At 40.4% G+C, this 23,439-nt stretch carries 17 protein-coding genes and 2 pseudogenes; 12 read left to right on the forward strand and 7 right to left on the reverse strand.

The genetic code is table 11. The features are described from left to right. Window positions 1-10 precede the first annotated feature (10 nt). On the reverse strand, window positions 11-1,279 hold the full coding sequence (locus ONT19_RS11935) for a VapE domain-containing protein (protein WP_264952048.1): 1,269 nt from the start codon (window positions 1,277-1,279) through the stop codon (window positions 11-13). 407 nt (window positions 1,280-1,686) lie between these two features. On the opposite strand from ONT19_RS11935, the gene ONT19_RS11940 reads away from it, so the two are divergent. Beyond that, window positions 1,687-3,069, forward strand: a complete 1,383-nt coding sequence (locus tag ONT19_RS11940) for a hypothetical protein (RefSeq protein WP_264952049.1) — start codon at window positions 1,687-1,689, stop codon at window positions 3,067-3,069. Between the two features lie 143 nt (window positions 3,070-3,212). After that, window positions 3,213-3,374: a hypothetical protein gene (locus ONT19_RS11945; RefSeq protein WP_181993618.1), complete on the forward strand. Its 162-nt coding sequence runs from the start codon at window positions 3,213-3,215 to the stop codon at window positions 3,372-3,374. Window positions 3,375-3,413: 39 nt separating this feature from the next. Here ONT19_RS11945 and ONT19_RS16340 read toward each other — a convergent pair. The 4 genes and pseudogenes from ONT19_RS16340 to ONT19_RS16345 form a co-directional block, all read right to left on the reverse strand. Further along, a pseudogene (locus ONT19_RS16340) lies at window positions 3,414-3,785 on the reverse strand (leucine-rich repeat domain-containing protein); the annotation flags it as partial. 27 nt (window positions 3,786-3,812) lie between these two features. Beyond that, window positions 3,813-4,607, reverse strand: a complete 795-nt coding sequence (locus ONT19_RS11950) for a class I SAM-dependent methyltransferase (RefSeq protein WP_181993619.1) — start codon at window positions 4,605-4,607, stop codon at window positions 3,813-3,815. A 75-nt stretch (window positions 4,608-4,682) separates the two neighbouring features. Beyond that, the gene (locus ONT19_RS11955; protein WP_264952050.1) at window positions 4,683-6,374 is read right to left on the reverse strand and encodes a sigma-70 family RNA polymerase sigma factor; all 1,692 of its coding nucleotides are present in this window, start codon (window positions 6,372-6,374) and stop codon (window positions 4,683-4,685) included. A gap of 93 nt (window positions 6,375-6,467) precedes the next feature. Next, a complete protein-coding gene (locus ONT19_RS16345; RefSeq protein ID WP_118065469.1) occupies window positions 6,468-6,596 on the reverse strand; it encodes a winged helix-turn-helix transcriptional regulator in 129 nt (42 codons plus the stop codon). Between the two features lie 213 nt (window positions 6,597-6,809). Between ONT19_RS16345 and ONT19_RS16350 the strand changes: the two are divergent. From ONT19_RS16350 to ONT19_RS11970, 3 genes and pseudogenes are all read left to right on the forward strand, one after another. Beyond that, window positions 6,810-6,969, forward strand: a pseudogene (locus ONT19_RS16350) (ORF6N domain-containing protein); the annotation flags it as partial. Window positions 6,970-7,213: 244 nt separating this feature from the next. Continuing rightward, window positions 7,214-7,696, forward strand: coding sequence for an energy transducer TonB (locus ONT19_RS11965; protein WP_117695636.1), 483 nt, complete (start codon window positions 7,214-7,216; stop codon window positions 7,694-7,696). Between the two features lie 378 nt (window positions 7,697-8,074). Then, window positions 8,075-9,523 (forward strand): AAA family ATPase, encoded by a 1,449-nt coding sequence (locus ONT19_RS11970; protein ID WP_117695635.1) that lies wholly within the window; start codon window positions 8,075-8,077, stop codon window positions 9,521-9,523. 110 nt (window positions 9,524-9,633) lie between these two features. On the opposite strand, the gene ONT19_RS11975 is transcribed toward ONT19_RS11970, so the two are convergent. Continuing rightward, the gene (locus tag ONT19_RS11975) at window positions 9,634-10,926 is read right to left on the reverse strand and encodes an ATP-binding protein (protein ID WP_117695634.1); all 1,293 of its coding nucleotides are present in this window, start codon (window positions 10,924-10,926) and stop codon (window positions 9,634-9,636) included. Between the two features lie 509 nt (window positions 10,927-11,435). Here ONT19_RS11975 and ONT19_RS11980 point away from each other — a divergent pair. From ONT19_RS11980 to ONT19_RS12010, 7 genes are all read left to right on the forward strand, one after another. Beyond that, window positions 11,436-12,410, forward strand: a complete 975-nt coding sequence (locus tag ONT19_RS11980) for an aldo/keto reductase (RefSeq protein WP_254971473.1) — start codon at window positions 11,436-11,438, stop codon at window positions 12,408-12,410. Between the two features lie 110 nt (window positions 12,411-12,520). Then, the gene (leuS, locus tag ONT19_RS11985) at window positions 12,521-15,382 is read left to right on the forward strand and encodes a leucine--tRNA ligase (RefSeq protein ID WP_264952051.1); all 2,862 of its coding nucleotides are present in this window, start codon (window positions 12,521-12,523) and stop codon (window positions 15,380-15,382) included. A 78-nt stretch (window positions 15,383-15,460) separates the two neighbouring features. Continuing rightward, window positions 15,461-16,417 carry a YitT family protein gene (locus tag ONT19_RS11990; RefSeq protein WP_117695498.1) on the forward strand — a complete coding sequence of 319 codons (957 nt, stop codon included), beginning with the start codon at window positions 15,461-15,463 and terminating at the stop codon, window positions 16,415-16,417. An 86-nt stretch (window positions 16,418-16,503) separates the two neighbouring features. After that, a complete protein-coding gene (locus ONT19_RS11995) occupies window positions 16,504-17,118 on the forward strand; it encodes a non-canonical purine NTP diphosphatase (protein WP_234564713.1) in 615 nt (204 codons plus the stop codon). A 55-nt stretch (window positions 17,119-17,173) separates the two neighbouring features. Continuing rightward, complete coding sequence (locus ONT19_RS12000) at window positions 17,174-18,238, forward strand: acyltransferase family protein (RefSeq protein WP_264952053.1); 1,065 nt, start codon at window positions 17,174-17,176, stop codon at window positions 18,236-18,238. 72 nt (window positions 18,239-18,310) lie between these two features. Beyond that, window positions 18,311-20,380, forward strand: a complete 2,070-nt coding sequence (locus ONT19_RS12005; protein ID WP_264952054.1) for a two-component regulator propeller domain-containing protein — start codon at window positions 18,311-18,313, stop codon at window positions 20,378-20,380. An 11-nt stretch (window positions 20,381-20,391) separates the two neighbouring features. Further along, entirely contained in the window at window positions 20,392-22,404 is a 2,013-nt protein-coding gene (locus ONT19_RS12010; RefSeq protein WP_118190469.1) for an acyltransferase family protein, read from the forward strand. Here the strand turns inward: ONT19_RS12010 and ONT19_RS12015 are convergent. Further along, the gene (locus ONT19_RS12015; protein ID WP_118190468.1) at window positions 22,394-23,296 is read right to left on the reverse strand and encodes a glycosyltransferase family 2 protein; all 903 of its coding nucleotides are present in this window, start codon (window positions 23,294-23,296) and stop codon (window positions 22,394-22,396) included. The two genes, ONT19_RS12010 and ONT19_RS12015, sit on opposite strands and share 11 nt — an antisense overlap. Window positions 23,297-23,439: the final 143 nt, after the last annotated feature.

The following is a 23,439-nucleotide window of genomic DNA, read 5'->3' on the forward strand; positions in this document are numbered from 1 at the left end:
AGCTATACTTTCAGATTCTTACAAGCAGATAGGCCTGACCCTTCTTGGTATGCTTCATCTTGCAACCCAGGAGTTTGAGCGACTGGCCTATGCGAATCTTGGTACTCAGATTACTGATCAGCATCGGAAATCTTTCGTGCAGAACCTCGAAAACATCCGAACAGATGAGCCATTCGCCCATTTCATTATCCTCGGGAACACGGAAGCAGCTCTTCAGCATCGACTCAAAATCATCTACCTTGAAGAATGGAAGATTGCACTTCTGGATGCGATCCACCTCGGCATTGGTAAACCAGTAAGGCGTCTTCTTATGGCAAAGCTCATACATAACTTGTGCATAGAGCTGGTCATAAATGATGGGTGAACCGTTGTCGATATATTCACCTGCCGGAATGTGCAGACAGACGAAGCGGCGACTACCCGTAGGGTCGCAGAGCGGATGCTCATCATTGGTAGTTGCCAGGAAGGAAGCGTAGCGCGGACGGTCATCCTGACACTTGCCGAAGATAGGGCGCCCGTTCACCTTCACCTTCGAAAGCATCTGCTTCAGCTTGCCCTGCTGCGATGGTCCCATATTCGCAAACTCATCTATGTTGACATAGAGATTATGAGTGAGCGCCATCTCGGAGTCAAACTTATTGGCAAAGTTGATGTGGTCGAGGAAATACTGGCGCAGATGATCCGGCAGCAGGCGATAGGCAAAGGTACTCTTGCCGCAACCCTGCTTGCCGATAAGCACAGGAGTGGTTTCGTTGCCATGAAACATATCCATCTGCAACCAGTGGGCGACAGCTGAACGGAGCCAGGTGGCGCACCATCCCAACTGTTCACTTGTAAGCCCCGGAATTCTGCCAAAGAGTTCAGCCACATGGTTCTTACCATCCCATTCCGGCAGGTTCTCAAGATACTCCCTGATAGGGTCAAACTCCGGAACCTCTTCAGAACGTACGAACTCCTCAATATCCTGTCGGGGCGACTTCTTGCCTCCCACACCCAACCGCTTGGCGTGACGGACGATAGAATTGAAAGCCTCCGGAGTCAGCACCTTCCAGGTTGAGTCAGAAGATTCCTCCTCTTCCCCGCCGGTTTCCGGTTCCTCTTCTACGGGCTCCTCAGTTTCGTCCTCATTCTTTGAGAGAGTGAAATACTCGGTTTTACCACTTAGCACATTTCTACGGAAGAGATAATACTCATCGAGAAAACTCTCAACAAGAGAGAGTGCAGAAATTTCGTTTGTCATCTTATCTGATGACGATAAGGTTTTTAAATTTTCCTTCATAATTAAATTTTTAAGATTTATAATATTCATTCTTTTAGCCCTTATATATAATAAGGTGAAGAGTGGTGAAGAGTGGGTGAAGAGTTGTCTCTATCTCTTCACCCCTCGACCCCCCCTCTGTTTATAGGCATTTCCGGGCTTCAGGTGAAGAGTGAAGAGTTTCAGCTCATTCATGGCTCAGCATTTCGCCGCTCTTTCGTTTTCGATTGCAAAGTTAATACTTCCCTTCACCGATTCCAAATTTTCCCCGCCACCTTCCCGCTACTTTTCTGAAATCAGGGAAGAAACAAGGGGGCTACGGGGAAAAGTATGGGGAAAAAAGAGGAAAAACAAGCGCATATCCTTGCATAATCCGAAAATAAATCTTACCTTTGTGGCGAAACTTATTTTCTTAAAACAGACTGACAATGAATGAAGATAAAGATGAAATAGAATTCAGCTACGAAGTCTTCGACCGACAGCTCGACAACTTCTGCCGAATGCTCAGCATTCTGGTAGATGCATGGGAAGATTACAGCCCGCAGGAACTGACCTTCGATATCCGTTCGCTCTGCACCAAAGCCACCCGGCTCTGCTATATGGCAGAGAAAGATATGGTACTGCAGCACAACGACATAGCGAAACAGCGAAAGGAGCAGAACGAAACCCACGAAGTAAGCATCAGCATCATCGTAATGCAGAAGTTTACACCCCTGATGGCGCATATCATGGAAGACATGAAAAAGGGAAAACAGATAGAAGGAAAACGGATGAAAGTGGCGCCGCTGGATATGACCCGCATCCTGCCGAAACTCAACGAATTTTTCGAAACCGATGAACTGGGCAAAGGAAGTACTATCGATGTAAACGAAGTAACCAAACTCCAGAAAGAACTGTTACGCCAGGTAAAACCCACTCATATCCCCGGCGTAAAACCCGTAGAGCGACTCTGGAATCTCTTCCAGCTATACAGCATGGCATGCTATCTGATGCTCCACTTCCGCCAGCTGAGCCATTTCACCAACCTCGCCATGAGCGAAGAGCAGACCACCCGCCTCTTCGAAATGTCGCTACAGGAATATCAGGAAGAACCACAGGGCATCAGCGACATAGACCGATACTTTACAACCCTGGAATATGATAACAACGGAAAGCAGCTCTCCGTCAGTCAATTGCTGGAAGTAAGAAAAACGCTAAAAGACGAGGTACCGGAAAATCTGCGCCTCGACTTTATGAAATATATAAGAGATACCCAACTGCTGGGCGCCCAGCTTGCCCACGTCAATTTTACAGCACAGGAATATCTCAAGCTGGTATCAGCCACCGTAAAATGGCACATCATCGAGCAGGAAATCTACGATTTGGAACATCCCGAAGGCATTCCGGAAACCCTTCCCAACGAGGTTTTCTACAAAGTAAAAGACGGCAAATACATCGACATGCAGAATCTGAAGGCTCAGATAGCCAATATGTTGAAATTTGTTACCCGCAAGAACCATTGGTTCTGCGTATGGTGTGTATTGAATCACAACTGCATGCTTCAGGACAACCAGAACTTCGAAGCCTTTGCCACCCAGATGATGACTCCCGAATGGTTTGGCGACATCGACGATTATCTCCATTTCTCGGGCGACAATCTGCGCGACTACCGCCGTTATTTCTCAGAGATAGATTATCCGCAATGGGAGGAAAAGAAGTTTAAGGAAATCAAGGACCTTTACAACATGACGAAATGGTCAGACAAACTCCTCAGCAAGTTCCAGCATCTCTGCATCACGATGAATGGTGTGTTTGATAAGAAAAGCCTCTGATTCAGGCTTGTTTTATGCATAAAAACGTCATTTAAATACCTGATTTACAAAATAATATTAAAAGTTCACAAGTTTGTGGTCCACAACCTTGTGAACTTTCATTTTATTGCTTATCTTTGCATCCGTAATCAAGCAAAAAAACAATGGAAAAGGCATTCGTATATGGTATGTCGGTTGCCGGAAACAACTTCATCGACCGCATCAAGAAAGCCCTCATCGACAAGGAATTGATCACCTTGGAGAAGGATGGCATCTTCATTGCCGACTGCGTGTTCGAGCTTTGGTTTAAGAAGGAAATGATGTAAAATAGTACAGAATATAATCCCAAATGGCACCCAAAGGGTAGTAGCCTTGAAATTGGTAAACGTATTCTGGTCGATGTTGATAGGGAGAACGGTATAAGTATATACGTTGTTCAAATTGTTGCAATTGTTGAAAGCCATGTCACCGATACGCTCCAATGTGCTAGGTACTCTTACTTCCTGTAGTTTGCTACAACCATCGAAAGTGCTCTCTGCGATGGTGGTTAAGCCTGGGAGACTGATACTCTCAAGATTTGAGCAAGACTGGAATGCATGATTACCAATTGTTCTCAATGATGGAGGGAACTGAATAGACTTCAGATTAAAGCAAGACTGAAAACAGATTCCAATACTGTTTTTTGGAGTCTGCTTTTCCGAAATGGTTAAGTATATCTTATTTATTGTTTCATAGATTTAATGGTTGCCTAAAGAACGTAAGTTCTATTTATGGCTTATGGACAATATATACCAGCATGAAGTGGTGAAGAAATTTCTGATATACTTCATCTTCCAGACCCAATGTGGCAAGAGTCGTGGGGTAAGGTGGAACTTCTGCTTGTAATGAGGATTGATGAACCAAAGTTTTTGATCTGTTACCGAGAAGCCACATTGATGTATGAGTCTTTCAAACAACTCTATACTTGTTCGGCATTCTTTTATGCTCATAAGTTCATTCATAGTTCCTTTCTCTTCATTGCATGTTTTCAGCAACAACTTGTATAAATGGTTTGGCAGCAAGTGAATGAATGGCAGATGTGAGCAAAGTTTGCTTCTGCAAATCTGTTGATGTCCTCCAAAAGGCATTTGCCATGCGGGGAATCCGACAAACAGCACGCCTTTTGTTTTCATAAACTTTCTTAGGTGTGCAAGAAATGGCTCTTTTGTCGGAACGTGTTCTATCACATCATGTAATAGTATTACGTCATATTTATCCTCTTCATTACATGGAACAGGATATTGCATGAAATCACAGCATACAAATGTAGCATGATTGCTGATTTCGGAAAAGTATGCTTTGGCATCTTTAATTCTGCATTCAGCAATATCTATACCTGTCACTTTGCAGCCCAACTGTGCAAAGGGAACTAAGTTTCCTCCTTCACCACAGCCTACCTCCAAGATTCTACTCTTTGATGTCAGTTCCGTAAAATCTGACAAGTAGCTGATGTAAAACTCCTTAGATGTTATCTCCAAGTCACGGAAATACATCTTTCTGTCTGTATGTCTTTTTTGCATGTATCTTATTTTTTGACTTTTCTGTATATATAGATACAGATCATTCATAAAGACTGCATGCAAAATGATACTTTCTTACCAAGAGAGCCTAATACCGAAAGGCACAGTCAATGTAAATGGACGTTCTGTCCAAGTATTCTTGACTTCGCTTCCATTCGGAATGTACCAATTCAGCGTTGGCTCAACAAACAATGTCAACTTTGGTGCAAATTGATATTGTATTCCGATATTAGTGTTTACAGTCCACTGTATAGAAGGTGTTGTCTTCCAATCCGTTGTATAGCCAGACTTTCCTCCTACTACATAGTCTGCATATGTCTTTCCAGACAATGGTATCTGAATGCTTGCTCCTGCAGAACCGTAAGCCGACAGTTTCTTGTACGCCATGAATTGGTACGAGAGCTTGACAGGGATACCGATGTAATGCAACTTTTGTTCCTTACCAACACGGTAATTGCCAGTACCCAAAGTAAAATATGACTTCAAGTAAGAGTATTGGAGTCCTGTTTCTAAACTCCAATGCTTTCCTATGCTCTTGTTCACAGCCAATCCTAATATTATAGGTTTGTCATGATGTTCTACCTCTTCAATTTTGCCCTTGTTATTATCGGCAATATCCATCATTGCAACATTTTCCGCCGTTGGGTCAGTTGGTGTTAAGCGATGTAGATATTTAGAATACTCTTCCCATGTAGTAAAAATCTTTTTTGAAGGTTGTTCACTCGTAATATCATCACCGCTACTTGTTATAATCTTACAAACATTTTGCGCAAGAGTAGTACCCAAAGAACCAGCTGCGAGCAATTGCCATTTACTTTTCTTGTGCGTCTTTGTATCATCCGCAATCCATCTTTCCTCGTTTGGAATAGGTGTATATACAGTATCTTTTGTGATGATACTATCTCGCTTGTTATCAGCCCAAATATGTTGGTTATCCTGCAAAGAATCGGATATTTCGACTATTACATTTTGACTTGCCTTAATCGAATCACCAACAGTTATTACAGTGTTCTTTCCCTGTTGAACACTTCGATAATTAGAGCACAAAATAGCGTTTTGTATTCTACTAACAGAAACATTAGGCTTCTTTTGTATAGGCGTAATGTCTTCATTAGGCTTTCGAGTTCGAACTATATTCACATCATTTTCAGAAACGAGTTTCTTCTTTTCAGTAAAATATCTATATACAGGGATGACTATCAACGCCAATACGATGATAAGCATAGCTCTTGGGGACAATATGTTTCGCAACATTGCCTTTGCCCTTGATAATTGCGAGGAAGAACTATGTGAAGCAATATTAAGTAATTCGCTGATTTCTTGATGGGACAAGCCATCCAAAACAGACATGTTGAATATTTTCTTATACCCTTCAGGCAAACTGTCTATTGCAGACATAATTTCCTCATACGGAATTGATTGTTTGGAAGTGTTGCCATCTTCCAATACGAAACTAAATTCTTCCTCTACATCAGACAAGGAAATGAAATCGTATCTCTTACCTTGCTCCTGATATTTCAATACAAGGTTAGTGGTGATACTTGTAAGCCATTGACTAAACCTATGAGTATTCTTCAAGTCTTTTAATGAAACAAACGCAAGTATAAAAGCATCTTGGACAAGGTCGTCAACGACAGCTTTGTCCTCTCTAAGAATATTGATGCATATCCCTTTCATCTTAGGATAATACATTTGGTATAATGTGCTGAAAGCGTCAGCGTCACCTTGTTTTGCTTTTTCTACTAATGTTGTTATATTTGAAGCCATGAGCGAATTGTTTCGTACTATCTATTTTGATATAGATACTTCAAAGGATTGATGACTGCACAAAGTTTAGTTAAAGAATATAAATGTATATAACTATTTTCTGCCCTTCACTATCTGCTCAAAATGTAACTGTCCCCATTCTATGACGTAGCTGATTTCTCGCAAGAAGTCCTTGGCTATTGGTGTGAGAGAATATTCTACCCTTGGAGGAACTTCTTCAATTTTGTTCTTTAGCGATTACAAAGATACAACTTTTTATCGAGAAACTGTTATTTTTACCCTATTATTTTGGGGTGGGAAACTTTAGTTAATAAAAGTACAATCACAGCAATAAAACAATTAATTTTACGTTCTTTTCAAAAAAAAGAGGTTGTGCAATAGTGGCTAAAAGGCTAAAAGCACTACCTTTGAATGCAATAATAAGTAACAACACGTTTGAGGTCACAAATTGTGATCTCAAATGGAAGAGGCGGCAACCGCTATTCAACTTATGCTTTTACAGAGCAAGGCGTGGCAATGCTTAGTAGCGTTCTTCGTTCACAAACAGCTATTGAGGTTAATATTCAGATCATGCGAGCATTTGTTTCCATGCGTCACTTTATGGTAAACAATGCTTCTGTTTTTAGTCGTTTGAAAACGATGGAATATCATCAGTTGGAAATCCTGCAACATCAACAAGATACCGATAAGCACATTGAAGCAACCAATAAGCGCATAGACGAGGTGTTTCGCAGATTGGACGAGGGCAATGCAAAGCCGAAACAAGGTATTGTTCTACAATGGTCAAATTTAATCCACTTTTTAAAGTGGAGTCATAGATAAAATCATATAGAATAAAGATGAAGGAATTAGTGGGTATTATATTATTGACAGTTTTGGTAGTATTTGGTTCATGCAACTCCAATACTAATGTGTCTCTTGTGGGAACATCTCCGCAACTATTTGATGTATGCCAAGTAAGCACAGGTAATCCTGACTATAGAAATAAAGAGTTGTTTATAAACGAATTGAAAAGAAAATGTAAATATCCTATTGAGTTTCAAAAAAATAATTTGGAGGCATACGTTGCTATTGAGTACAAGACAGACCAACGAGGATATATTGTAAAAAAAAGAGTGGTTATTTGCGACAATAAAAAATTCAAAAAGATAACAATGGAAATATTCAATCAAGTTAAAACTCTCAAAATAGCCACAACAGAGAAAATAGATACAATCTACTTCCAATACAAGATACAAGGTTCACCAACTTTAATCCATTCAAAAGTAGATGTCAAGATTATCGGCTATGGCTACAATAATAAATCAATTTTAATGAAGTAACCTCTTCATAACTATCTGATTATTTGATGTTTCTGAATGCGAAGATACATTTTTTACTTCAAATAGCACTAAAAGTCGTCCTTAAAAGTGTATTTTGTATCAGCCATCTAACAAATCAAAGCGGACTAACTGGAGAAACGGTAGCCCATGTTTATCCCCCCTTCCGATGGTTCTGCATTAAATGAAAAAGACCAAAATACGCAGATAATCTGCGCTAACATACTTTTTTCACACCATTAGCGCAGATTATCCGCGAATAATTTGCGCTAATGGGTATTTTTTTATATCTTTGCAGAAGATAAGCTGCACTCGGCAATTTGAAAGCAAGCTTTCATTGCGCTCGCTTGCATTATCTTTGCGCAGAAAATAACGAAAGATATGGAACAGAGACTGATAGGAAGAGAAGCAGAACTCAAACTGCTCAATGAATATATAAACTCCAATAGATCAGAGTTTATCGCCGTCTATGGAAGACGACGTGTAGGCAAGACTTTTCTCATCAGAAAAGCCGTAGAGGACCATTTTGCCTTCTTCATGACAGGAATGAATGGAGTTGCCAAAGGCGAACAGCTTGTCAACTTCAGCATTGCCCTGCAAAAATATACCCACTCCACCACTCTGCAGACATTCAAGAGCTGGCTGCTGGCATTCTATGCCCTATCACAATACATAGAAACACTTCCGGAAGGTAAGAAAGTAATATTCATCGATGAATTGCCATGGATGGATACCGCCAAATCGGGATTCATACCAGCACTGGAAAACTTCTGGAACAGCTGGGCTGTACTGCGCAACGACATCAAACTCATCGTTTGCGGATCCGCCACCTCCTGGATGATCAATAACCTGATTCGCAACCGTGGTGGCTTGCATAACCGACTGACCCATCATCTGATTGTAAAACCATTCACCCTGCACGAATGTGAAGAATACTTCAAGGCTTACCACTTCGGCTACAGCCGAAAACAGATAGCAGAATGCTATATGGTTATGGGAGGAATACCTTATTATCTGTCAATGATGGATAAATCGAAAAGTCTGGCACAGAACATCGACCAGCTGTTTTTCGCAGACAATGCAGAACTGAAAGATGAGTTCAACGACTTATACAGAGCTTTGTTTAAGAAATCAGCCGACCATATCGCCGTAGTTACTGCCCTTGCTACCAAAGGAATGGGTATGACCCGACAGGAACTGGTCAAGGCATCGGGAGGAAAAGATAACGGAGCCTTCTCTACAGTACTGGAAGAATTGGAACAATGCGGATTCATCCGTCTGTATGAACCATTCAGTACAGCCAATAAGATGACTTCCGACATTCGCCAAAAGCGAAATACCTTATTCCAGTTAGTAGATTTCTATACACTCTTCTACTTCCGTTTCATCAAGCACAACAAGTATCAGGATTCCAGTTTCTGGTCATCCTCCCAAAACAGTCAGCTATACCATACTTGGGCTGGCTTGTCTTTCGAGATGCTTTGTCTAAACCATATAGACAAAATCAAGCACGCCCTGGGAATTTCGGGAGTACAGACCTTGGTTTGCTCATGGCGAAGCAGCAATACAGAAAAGGGAACTCAAATTGATTTGCTGATAGACCGGAAAGATGAAACCATCAATATCTGTGAGATGAAATTCTACAAGAGCGAATTCGAAATCAGCAAGGAATATGAGGAGAAGTTGCTGGAGAAACTGCGTATCTTCACAGAAGAGACGAAAACATCCAAATCGCTTCTCCTCACATTGATTACTTCTTTCGGATTGAAGCAGAACAAACATAGCGACATCGTACAGAAACAGATTACGATGGATGAATTGTTTATTTAAAAGAAAGTCTTTCGCCAGGCGTCAAAAAAAGACACATTTAAATACCTGATTTACAAAATAATATTAAAAGTTCACAAGTTTGTGGTCCACAACCTTGTGAACTTTCATTTTTATCCGAATATTGCAGATACGGAATATAATGGATAATTGGCAAGCCAATCCTGCTCCCTGTAAGGTGACATGGATAGGCGCATACCTTTCAATCCCTGATTGCGCTCCACAAACACCCTCAGACTCTTAGCCTGTAAATTCTCCTCAGCCTTTACTTCTATCGGAATGATTTTTTCTTCATCCTGCACTAAAAAATCTATTTCACCACGTGAATTTTCTGCCGACCAATAATAGATAGACAAGGAAGATTTCTCCTTAAGCTGCTGCAGGACATACTGCTCTGTCAGCGCCCCCTTAAAATCTGAAAACAGCACATTTCCTTCCAGCAAGCTTTGGGCAGGAATATTGCTCATGGCTCCCATCAGTCCCACATCAGACAGGAATAACTTGAAAGCAGAAAAATCCTCGTATGCAGCCAATGGCAACAGGGCTTTCTTACAACGGTTTACCTTATAGATCAACCCTGCATCTTTCAGCCATTCGATAGCGAGCTCAAAATCCTTTGCTCTGGCTCCTTCCTTTACGGCACCATAGATGAATTTCTTGTTTTCCTTGGCAAGCTGGGATGGGATGGATTTCCATACCATTCGGATACGTGGAACTTCTATGGCCGGAGCATGTTTGGAAAAATCACGCTCATACGCTTCAAGGATTCCTTTTTGAATGCTTCTGACTTCAGACAGATTTCCCTCGCTGGCAAAAGACTGTACTACAGCCGGCATTCCCCCGACCAGATAATACTGTCGCAGGCATTCCTCAAATTTATTCCGGAACATGGTTATCATATTCCAATCCTTTGACATCAGCAGTTCTACCATACGGCTTTCACCGATTGCATCTAGAAATTCAAAGAATGTGAGGGGATATAAATGCATGAAATCTACCTTACCTACAGGAAAAGAGTCATTCTGATGCATCGCAATTCCGAGCAATGAACCTGCAGCTACGACATGATATTGAGGTGCTTTTTCTGCAAAATACTTTAATGCGGTGATACCCCTGGGTGCTTCTTGTATCTCATCAAGGATAATAAGCGTATTTTCATCAATAGAAACTCCTGTACTCCATTGTATGCTATTGATAATACGGGGAATATCAAAGTCATGTGCAAAAACTTCCCGGAGCATTTCATTGTCTTCGAAGTTCACATACGCACTACGGGTATAGGCCTCTTTGGCAAATTCCTGCATCAGCCAGGTTTTGCCAACCTGGCGGGCTCCAAGCATAATCAACGGCTTTCGGTCGTTGCTTGCTTTCCATTGATATAGGTATTTGATGGCATTTCTCTTCATAACTATCTGATTATTTGATATTTCTGAATGCAAAGATACATTTTTTATTTCAAAGAGTGCCAAAAGTCGTCCTTAAAAATGTATAAAACCACAAAAAGTCGTCCTTAAAAGTGTGGAAAATCACAAAAAGTCGTCCTTAAAAGTGTAGAAAGTCACAAAAAGTCGTCCTTAAAAGTGTATTTTGATAAAGTATATCAAACATATAACAGAATGTTTTTTCCATAACCAATCGACCTTTACTACATCCCCACTTACTCTTCCATATCGAAAAAAATATAATTTTTATTCAATACAACGATTATATTGAATATTTTTATTACCTTTGCGATGTAGAAAAGGAAGAGCCGGCAGGCTCCTAACCACATACCGGTGAAGAGTGGTGAAGAGTGGGTGAAGAGTGAACAAAAACTCTTCACCACGCCAAATGCCTTGTTTATAGGCATTTACAAAGGAAAGGTGAAGAGTGAAGAGTTTCTGGCTCTTCGCCGTAATAAAAAATATAAGGAATAATGGACATTAAAGGTATTTATCATGCTGACGCCAATCGATATAGCGATGCAGAAGCGCTCTACAAGAGATGCGGCAAGAGTGGTATCTTGCTGCCTAAAATAAGTTTGGGATTCTGGCACAACTTCGGAGAGGTAGATCCTTACGAAAGAAGCCGTGCCATCACTCACTATGCCTTCGACCATGGTATCACCCACTTCGACCTGGCTAACAACTATGGACCTCCATACGGAAGTGCAGAGGAAACGATGGGAAGACTGATGAAAGATGATTTCAAACCCTATCGTGATGAACTCTTTATATCAACCAAAGCTGGTTATGATATGTGGGAAGGTCCTTACGGCAACTGGGGTTCCCGTAAGTATCTGATGGCCAGTCTGAATCAGAGTCTCAAGAGAATGAATCTCGAGTATGTAGACCTCTTCTACAGCCACCGCTACGATCCGAACACACCGCTCGAAGAAACCCTTCAAGCCATGGTAGACATCGTGAAGCAAGGCAAGGCTCTTTATCTCGGCATCAGCCGCTGGCCACTGGAAGCCCTGAAGTTTGCTGACCAATATCTGAAGGAGCGCGACTGTCCGCTGCTCATTTTCCAGGACAGACTCAACATGCTCGACCATGCGCCACAAGAGAATGGAACCTTAGATTATTGCGCAGAAAACGGCATCGGTTTCATCTCGTTCTCACCTCTGGCACAGGGACTTCTCACCGACCGATATCTCAACGGAATCCCATCGGATAGCCGTATGGCAAAAGAGCATTTTCTGAAACACTCTGCTCTAACTCCAGAACTGCTGGAACAGCTCAAGAAATGGAACGCAGAAGCAGGAGAAAGAGACGAAACACTCGCCGAAATGGCACTTGCCTGGATATTGCAGCAGAAAGGTGTAACCAGCGTATTGGTAGGAGCCAGCTCTACCGCCCAGTTGGAAAAGAACATGAAGTGTGTGCATGCTAAGACATTAAATTCATAAAAAACTTGCATTTTATTTTGTTATGTGCCAAAATAAATGTAATTTTGCACCTTGAATAGGGTTATACCTTATTATATTTAAGAAAAGAAACATAATTATTAGATAAAACAATGGAATACAACTTCAGAGAAATCGAGAAGAAATGGCACCAGAAATGGGTCGAGAACAAGACCTACAAGGTGACAGAGGATGAAAACAAGAAGAAATTCTATGTGCTCAACATGTTCCCTTATCCATCAGGAGCTGGTTTGCACGTAGGTCACCCACTTGGTTATATCGCTAGCGATATCTATGCACGCTACAAGCGTTTGAACGGATTTAACGTACTGAACCCTATGGGTTACGATGCTTACGGATTGCCTGCAGAGCAGTATGCTATCCAGACTGGTCAGCACCCAGAGGTTACTACCGTAGCCAACATCAACCGTTATCGTGAGCAGCTCGACAAAATCGGCTTCTCTTTCGACTGGGACCGCGAGGTTCGTACCTGCGACCCTAAGTATTACCATTGGACTCAGTGGGCTTTCCAGAAGATGTTCAACTCATTCTTCTGCAACAGCTGCCAGAAGGCTCAGCCTATCGAAAAGCTCATCAAGCGCTTCGAGGAAAAGGGTTCTGCTGACCTGAACGTGGCTCAGAACGAGCAGATTGACTTCACAGCCGAGGAGTGGAACAGCTTCGACGACGTGAAGAAGCAGCAGATTCTGATGAACTACCGCATCGCTTACCTCGGCGAAACTATGGTTAACTGGTGCCCAGGTCTCGGTACTGTGCTTGCCAACGACGAGGTAGTAAACGGCGTAAGTGAGCGTGGCGGTTATCCTGTCATCCAGAAGAAGATGCAGCAGTGGTGCCTGAGAACATCTGCTTACTCTCAGCGTCTGCTCGACGGATTGGAGACCATCCAGTGGAGCGACAGTATCAAGGAAACCCAGAAGAACTGGATTGGCCGTTCTGAGGGTACAGAGGTAGTATTCTCTGTAAAGGACAGCGACGTGAAGTTCACCATCTTCACCACCCGTGCCGATACCATGTTTGGTGTAACCTTCATGGTTCTGGCTCCAGAGAGCGAGTATGTTCAGCAGGTAACTACTGCCGAGCAGAAGGAAGAGGTGGAGAAATATCTCGACTACGTGAAGAAGCGTACCGAGCTTGACCGTATGGCTAACCATAGTGTAACCGGTGTATTCTCAGGAAGTTATGCCATCAATCCATTCACTGGCGAGGCAATCCCAGTATGGATTTCAGAATATGTATTGGCTGGATATGGTACAGGTGCCATCATGGCTGTGCCAGCTCACGATAGCCGTGACTACGCCTTTGCCAAGCACTTCAACCTGCCTATCATTCCTCTTATCGAGGGTGCTGATGTTTCAGAGGAGAGCTTCGATGCCAAGGAAGGTATCGTAACCAACTCACCTGTAGCAGGCAAGAGCAGCATGGACGGCTTCTCTCTGAACGGACTCACCGTAAAGGAGGCTATCGCAGCTACCAAGAAATTTGTTACCGAGAAGGGCATCGGCCGAGTAAAGGTAAACTATCGTCTCCGCGACGCCATCTTCTCACGTCAGCGCTACTGGGGTGAGCCATTCCCAGTATATTACAAGGACGGAATGCCACAGATGGTTCCAGAGGAGTGCCTGCCACTCGAATTGCCTGAGATTGAGACCTATAAGCCAACAGAAACTGGCGAGCCACCATTGGGCAGAGCCAAGAAGTGGGCTTGGGATGCCGAGAAGAAAGAGGTGGTTGACAAGAGCCTCGTAGATAACAAGACCGTATTCCCACTGGAACTCAACACCATGCCAGGTTTCGCAGGTTCTTCTGCTTACTACCTGCGCTATATGGATCCTCACAACGATGAGGCACTCGTAGGCAAGAAGGCTGATGAGTACTGGCAGAACGTGGACCTCTACGTAGGTGGTTGCGAGCATGCTACCGGTCACTTGATTTACTCCCGTTTCTGGAACAAGTTCCTCTTCGACCTCGGCGTAAGCTGCAAGGAAGAGCCATTCCAGAAGCTGGTGAACCAGGGTATGATCCAGGGTCGCTCTAACTTCGTTTACCGCATCAACAGCGATGACCACGACAAGGCTCCTGTATTCGTAAGCTTGAACCTGAAGAAGGATTACGACGTAACTCCTATCCACGTAGATGTAAACATCGTAAGCAACGACGTATTGGATATCGAGGCATTCAAGGCTTGGCGCCCTGAGTATCAGAACGCTGAGTTCATCCTGGAAGATGGCAAGTACATCTGCGGATGGGCTATCGAGAAGATGTCTAAGAGTATGTTCAACGTGGTGAATCCGGATATGATTGTCGAGAAGTATGGTGCTGATACCCTGCGTCTCTACGAAATGTTCCTGGGTCCTGTAGAGGCAAGCAAGCCTTGGGATACCAACGGTATCGACGGTTGCCACCGTTTCTTGAAGAAGTTCTGGGGTCTGTTCTACGAGAACCGTACCGACAACTTCCTTCCTTCAGCCGACGAGGCAGCGAAGCCAGAGAGCCTGAAGAGCGTTCACAAGCTCATCAAGAAGGTAAGCGAGGATATCGAGAAGTTCTCTTACAACACTTCTATCTCAGCCTTCATGATTGCCGTGAACGAACTCGGTCAGCAGAAGTGCCGCAACAAGGAACTCCTCACAGATCTCGTCATCCTCATTGCTCCATTCGCTCCACACATTGCAGAAGAGTTGTGGGCAGCACTTGGCGAGCAGGGCAGCGTTTGCGATGCAGCATGGCCAAAGTATGATGAGCAGTATCTGAAGGAGAACGATATGCAGCTCACTATTTCCTTCAATGGTAAAGCTCGTTTCCAGATGACTTTCCCTGTGGATACTCCTAACGAGGAAATCCAGAAGCAGGTATTGGCAGACGAGAAGAGCCAGAAGTACTTGGAAGGATTCAACGTGTTGAAGGTGATCATCGTACCAAAGAAGATCGTCAACGTTGTGTTGAAAAAGTAATTTATAGATAATATACAGAAGGTCGTCTCATCTAAAAATGGGCGACCTTCTGTGCTTTAAAAATACGAGGAAAATATTATGCAAATAGCAATCAGTCAAACAATTAAGAATGAGTGCAAGGATTATTTCTACATTACCCTTGGACTCTTGCTTTACACATTTGGATGGACCATCTTTCTGCTTCCATACCAGATAGTAACGGGTGGCGTAACGGGTATCGCAGCCGTGATTTACTACGGCACGGGGATACCTATCTATTTGTCTTATTTTCTCATCAATGCAGCCTTGCTGCTTGCCGCGCTGAAGATACTGGGATTCAAGTTCATGGTGAAGACCATCTACGCCATCATCATGCTCTCCGTGTTCCTGGCGCTGGCGCAAGACTGGATGATAGGTGAAGATGGCAAGATGGTGCAGATATTGGGAGAGGGACAGGACTTCATGTCGCTCATCATCGGCTGTCTGTTTACGGGTTTATCACTCGCCATCGTCTTTCTGCATAATGGAAGTACAGGTGGAACGGATATCATTGCTGCCATCGTCAACAAATATCACAACATCTCGCTGGGCCGTGTGCTTATCTTTGTGGATCTCCTCATCGTGGGCAGTTCATTCTTCGTCTTCAATGCAAAACCAGAGTTTACCGCGATAGACGCTGTTAGAAAGGTAGTATTCGGTCTCTGTACGATGGTGATAGAAAACCTGGTACTCGACTATGTGATGAATGCCAAGCGAGAGAGTGTACAGTTTATGATATTCAGCAAGAAATATCAGGAGATAGCCAATGCCATCGGTATGCAGATGGATCATGGCGTAACCATTCTCGATGGCCACGGCTGGTACACGGGCAACGAGATGAAAGTGCTCTGTATTCTTGCAAAGAAGAACGAGAGCGTCACCATCTTCCGTATCGTCAAGATTATCGACCCGAATGCCTTTGTAAGTCAGAGTTCCGTAATCGGTGTGTATGGCGAGGGATTTGATGAGATGAAGGTGAAAATCAAAGATAAAGACATTAAAACAATTAAAAGTTAAAAGTTTATAGCGGCTTCGCCGTATAGATAGCAAGAAGCACTATTGCAAGAATGCCCTATAAACTATTAACTATAAATTATAAACTTATGAAAAGGATAGTTTTTGCAACAAATAACCAGCATAAACTCCAGGAGATTCGCGACATCCTGGGCAGCGACTACGAGGTAGTATCGCTGAAGGAGATAGGATGCGATGTGGATATTCCTGAAACAGGCAACACATTGGAAGAGAATGCCTTGCAGAAGGCGCAGTATGTTTATGACCATTACCACGTAAGTTGCTTTGCCGATGATACCGGTCTGGAGGTAGAGGCACTTGATGGTGCCCCTGGCGTTCACAGTGCCCGCTATGCTGAGGGTACCGACCACGACAGTGAGGCTAACATGGCTAAGCTGTTGAGAGAACTGGATGGCAAAGAAAACCGCCAGGCCCGTTTCCGCACCGTTATCTGCTACATCGAGAAGCAGGATGTATGTCCTTGCGGCTGCACCAGCATCAAGAAAATCCACCAGTTCGAGGGTATCGTAAACGGCCATATCGCCACCGAGAAACATGGTACCGAAGGCTTCGGCTACGACCCAATCTTCGTTCCGAAAGGATATGACAAGAGCTTTGCCGAGCTAGGTGAGGAAATCAAGAACGGCATCAGCCACAGAGCCAGAGCCGTGGCTAAATTGGTAGAGTATTTGAAAAAGAAATAAGATTTATTCTTGTTCAATACAGAATAGAATAACATTATAACAAAGAAAAGGCATCATGATCAGGACACTCAATTCCCTGCGATTCATTCTTATCCTAATGATTGTGATTTCGCATTCCACCCTACCCATATCCCAAGATTTAATCAATTACTTGGGCGAGTTTCCTGTTGCCATTTTCTTTGTTATCAGTGGCTTTGTACTCTCTTTAAGCAAAGGAGAAAAATTACAGAAAGAAGTATTGGGAAACAGAAATTTTTTCCTTTCCCGTATCATCAAACTCTATCCTCTTCATATTCTGATTCTCGCCATTCTCATATTAATGGATTGGCGATTAGGGCGTATATTACCATGGTATCAGATTCTATCCCATTCGCTGTTGATACAAACCTGGTATCCGGCACATGACTTTACGGCTCATCTCAATGAAGCTACATGGTTTATTTCTGATCTTATCTTCTTCTATCTTATATTTAAGTATTTATACGCTTGGATTATGCGACATTCCTGGTTATACTTATTAGCAACAATAAGTATATATATGGCAGTTTATATCAGTATCTCGCTCTGTGCACAAGCAGATTATTCAGCCGGCTACATTTATGCCCACCCATTATTCAGAATGATAGATTTCATGATAGGTATCCTTTTATATAAAGTATTCAGATCAGAAAAAGGTAAAAAAATAGCAGATAAGATAACAAACACAACTTCTTTCTGGCAAGTAAACCTATCGGATATGGGAGTGGTATTGCTGTTTATCGCAATGTATTTCCTATCAATCCATTGCAATCCGAACATTCGCTGTGCCATTATTTATTGGATACCATCAGCCATAACCGTGTTCTATTTTACAGCAAGAGATCAAGGTAAAGGTTGTTTTATTAGGATATTCCATAATAAACTCTTGCTATGGCTAGGCAGCATCAGTTTTGAAATATTTCTCTGTCATAATCTCTGCTTTCGCATCATACAGAGTATATTTCTTAAACGATATGGAGAAGGAAATCCACATCAAGAATTCCAATTCATCCTATCCCTCGCTTTTATTATCCTCACAGCATGGATAGCAAAGAAAGCCATCGTTTTACCCATCCAGCATCAACTTCAAAAATATCTATAAGTATCTGTTTATAAAAACAATAAATAGTTAAATTTGCAGTTAATATAGTATTAGGCTTTTAAATAACAGAAAATGAAGACAATAACATTATTAATTACAATACTATTCATGACACTTCCCTTATCGGCCATAGATAAGGGAAGTTGGGAAATATACACCAGTTATAACGATATAACAGAAATCGAACCAGCAGGAAACCAAGTGTTTGCCTTAGCGTCTAACGGACTTTTCTCTTATCATATAAAAAATGGTTCAGTTACTACATACGATAAAGCAAACACTCTTTCTGACTTTGATATTAATCATATTGCTTGGAATAAAAATACAAAAAAGTTGGTAATCACATATACCAATGGAAATATTGACTTATTGGATGCCAATGGAAATATAATTAATATACCTGATTTGTATCTGAAAAGTATGACTGATAATAAACAGATAAACCATATATATATAAGTGGGACAAATGTTTATTTATCTCTCTCTTTTGGAATTATTAAACTAGATACAAAAGAAGGAAAAATACTCGATGCATACAAGTTGGGCTTTAATGTTAACTATAGTTATATAGAAGACAACTGCCTTTATGCAGCTTCGAAAGAAGCTGGCTTATACAGAGGATTTTTAAAGAATAACTTGATAGATAAGAATAATTGGGAAAAAGCCGGTAATTTCAAAGAACAAACAATGAATTCTACTAACGTCTATGATACAACTAATAAGTATTGGTGGACGGTAAAAGAAGGTAAATTGACTTACTATACCCTGAATACAGATAAGGAAAAAATATATCAAACAGAAGGTATTATTCCTGATGGGCCTGCATCTAACAAATTCTACCGTTTATACATTAATAAAAATAAATTATATGCAGTAGCGGGTGCTTGGTCACAAGAAAAAGACTGTAATAACATGGGAGAAGTGCATGTTTGGAATGGAGAAAAATGGGAAGAATTTGAGCAACCTTCAGATGCTTCATTAGGCCATCTGTACAGAGACCTGCTCTGTCTTGACTTTGACCCATCAAAAGAAGGACATATCATGGTAGGTTCAAAGGCTGGATTATATGAATTTCAAGATGGAAAATTCATAAAGTGTTACAATAAAGACAATACAAGCGTTATTACATCACCGTTGGGTAATAATTATACTATTATTTCATCTGTAAAATATGATGCAACAGGAAAATTATGGCTTTTAAATAGCTTAGGAGATAATTCTATTCTATCATTTGACCAAACTACACAAGAATGGAAACACTATCCTCATTCGGAAATAGGTTCTAATGACAGATATAATCTAACAGGATTAATTATCGGCAAGAATAATGGGAATATATGGTTTGTAAACAATTATTATGAAAAGAATAGACTATATAAATATAACTATAATACAGATGAATTAACAATGTATGGACCTACATTTACCAATGAGGATGGAAGAGACATTACTCCAATTTACGTACATTGTTTGGCAGAAGACAGAAATGGTAATATTTGGATAGGAACAACATCTGGTCCTCTTTATCTTTCAATGTCAGACATCAAAAATGGTAACAATATATTTACACAACATAAAGTACCTCGTAATGATAATACTAATTATGCAGACTATCTATTAGATAATAGTAATATACGTTGTATAGCAGTAGACGGAGCAAACCAGAAATGGTTCGGTACCGATAATGGAGTATATTTGGTTAGTGATGATTGCAATACACAAATTTATCATTTTGATACAGATAATTCTCCATTAATATCGAATATTGTATATAGTATTGCTGTCAATAACATTACAGGAAAGGTATATTTTGCTACAGATAAAGGACTGTGCTCTTTCAATAATGGAATTGTCGGTTCTAACTCTGAAATGACCAAAGATAATGTCTACGCATATCCAAACCCGGTGAAACCAGATTATACTGGCAAAATAAACATCGTTGGATTATCTTTCAATGCTAATATTAAAATTGTATCAACAAATGGAACTTTAATAAACGAAGGCAGAAGTGCAGGAGGCAGTTATTCCTGGGATGGTTGTGACCTAAACGGTAAGAAAGTAGCCAGCGGTATCTACATGGTAGAAACTGCGACAGAGAGTGGTGAAAAAGGAATTGTTTGTAAAATAGCTATTATTCGATAAAAGGCAGACCAATGACAGAAAATAATATATTATCACGTCAAAATACTTTATGGATGCAAGGTGTATCAGCATTATTAATCATGCTGATGCACTTTGTTATGCAGTTAGAGGACTATCCTCGCTTTTTTAATATTTTGGGTAGCGTAGCTGTTGCTGTTTTCCTATTTATTTCAGGATTTGGCATTAATGAAAGCCATAAAATAAATGGCATCAATAACTTTTGGAAAAAGAGATTTCTTCGTGTAATCATCCCATGCTGGACTATCTTTTTATTTCAACTACCATTCGTTGAACATTTTAATTCAGTACAACTTCTAAAGAATTTGACTTTTTACGCTTCAGATCTCTGGTTCGTCGATTATATCATACGATGGTATCTTGTATATTGGATAAGCAGAAGATTTTTTACGAAAAATACGAAATACATTCTTTTTGTCTTTGGAATATATAATGTATTCCAGCAACAACTATATAGTGAACAAGCTTTCTCCTTTTTCTGTGGATACTTAGCATCAGAATATGTTGGGAAGCTGAACAAACTAAACAAAAAGCATGTATTGAAGTATACTTGCCTAAGCGTAATATACGGAATTATATTCCTGTTAATCAAAGAAATACCAACTATTCAGCAAATAAAGGGATCGATACTGTTTAATGTTATACTGCTTAACATTAAACTGCCGTTGGCTATGTCTATCATAGCCGCACCTTTCCTTTTTCCACTATTAAAAAAGATTGGTATATTCAATAAATTAGGTAAAATCAGTTACGAATTATATATAGTTCACTACAACTTTATGCCAGCCATCACTGGTATTATATCCATATTCATCTATTCTGCATATTCAATTATCATAAGTGTTATTTTCAGAAGAATCAATCAGCTTCTAAGTAAAAAAAGCTATTTCATTTATAGCTTAACCGGCATTCTCTATATAGGAATATGCTATACGCTCATGTGCAAATATAGCATGAGAGTTACCGAACACTATGGATACATCTGTATTGGATACGCTTTAGTTTTGGCTTTAGATATACTCTTCTTTGCAACAAAAGAAGAAGAAGAGAAAAAAATAAACAAATATTTACCCTATCTGTTTGCTGCAACAACTACAGTTTTTGTAATAGTACTATTGATAGTACAATACCATTTTGACCCTTTGACCAACAAAGTTGATCGATGGTCAGCCTTAGCTTATCCTATCCAAAATCTTTTCAATGGACAATTTCCGTATTCTGCCAAAACACATCTAGGCGGAAATGCATCACCATTTCCTATATGGCTGGTATTCCATATACCATTCTATCTATTACAGAACGTAGGATTATCAGAAATATTCACTTGCATGATATTTATCTACAGTATTAAGTTATTATCAGGTTACAAAGCAGCCATCAAGGCTACACTTTTATTGTTCCTTTCTATTAACCTTTGGTATGAAGTAGCTGTAAGAAGCGATCTCATATCAAACTTCTTTCTGCTAGCAGCTTTTATCAATATACTGCAAGTCTATCAAATTAATTTCAAACAGCACCCATGGATTCTGTCTGTGTGTGTAGGTTTATGGTTATCTACCAGACTGAGCGTAGCATTTCCTCTGTTCATTCTATTTTTTCCATACTATATAAAATTAAAAGTAAAGAAGCAGATTCTTATCCCACTTCTTATTGTGGGAGTATTTTCAATGACATTTCTACCATTAATATTATGGGATGCCAAGGAGTTATTTGGAGCTGAAAATAATCCTTTTTCCTTACAGTTTAGACAAGGTAGCCCTATTGCAACAATATTCCTTGTTACAATAGCTCTTACCATGTCACTAACCTGGAAAGGTAGTTACCAATTTCAGGTTCTATATTCTGTTATAATACTACTGCTCATCCCAATAATCTCCTATGGATATTCTATGTATATTTATGGGAATTGGACAGATATATTTAATTCAAACTACGACATAACCTATATAGATGCAGCCATTCCATTTGCAATAACAATTCTATCTCTTCCTAAACTTAAAGGCTGACGTAATAGCCTAGTTTATAGAGTTTAAATATGAAAAGAGAAGGCATATTGCTACAAAGATTCATAAGCTCCCAACCTTTACAGAGAGCATGAAACTTTCGGAAAGCGCCCAGAAGATGAAACTTTCTCAAGATATTTCTTGCATGCAATAATGGAGAGTAATCATTCAACTCTCCTTCAAATGCATGCAAAGTACGTAATGCTTCTTCTATTTTTCGAAGATAAACCAGATTTTCCTCAAACTCAGTATAGGCAACGGGATTATCAATATGGGTTACTTTTATCTTCTTTTCACTTAATGCCTTTCCCAGCAAAACATCCTCATAACCATAACCCTTAACCTGTTCATTATAAGGAACTTGTTCCAATACAGACTTATGATAAAAGAAATTGGTTGTACGAAAGGATTTATAAGGTTCAGACTTTCTCACTATATATGAATGTTTAGATTCTTCATGCTTTTCGTATCTAAAACGCAAATTCTCACGATATAATTGAACAGTAAGAGAACCACCATCCACACAAACTCCTCCACAGGCAACTTCTCCAACCCGAACACCACAACTAAGATAACGTATCAAAAAATCATTATTCACTAATATCAACCTAGCATCTATCATTAAATGCCACTCATACTTTGCCTGTCTAACTAATGAATTTCGCATCGCAGCACGACAATCATGATGTTCTGAACATATATAACGACAATTTGGCAAAAGAGTCAAAGAATAATTATTTTCAATAGTTTTTTTGTTAGTACTACCATCATCAAAAACAATAATTTCATAACACAAACCAGAAACAGCTTGTGCTTGTTTATGAAGAGATTTTACCAGCGAAGTGGCTTCATCATTATAAACAGGAATAAGTATAGACAGCTCTTGTATAATCATACTATTTAAACGAAAATAATCCTGTTTTATTGCTAATAGCAAGGAGTATATGATAAGAATTATTAAATATAACAAGTATTTTTGGTAGATAAATTGAAATATCGTATTTTTGTGAATAAATAAATCTCATTATTATTATATAA

The organism is Segatella copri, from assembly GCF_026015625.1.
Lineage (GTDB): Bacteria > Bacteroidota > Bacteroidia > Bacteroidales > Bacteroidaceae > Prevotella > Prevotella copri_H.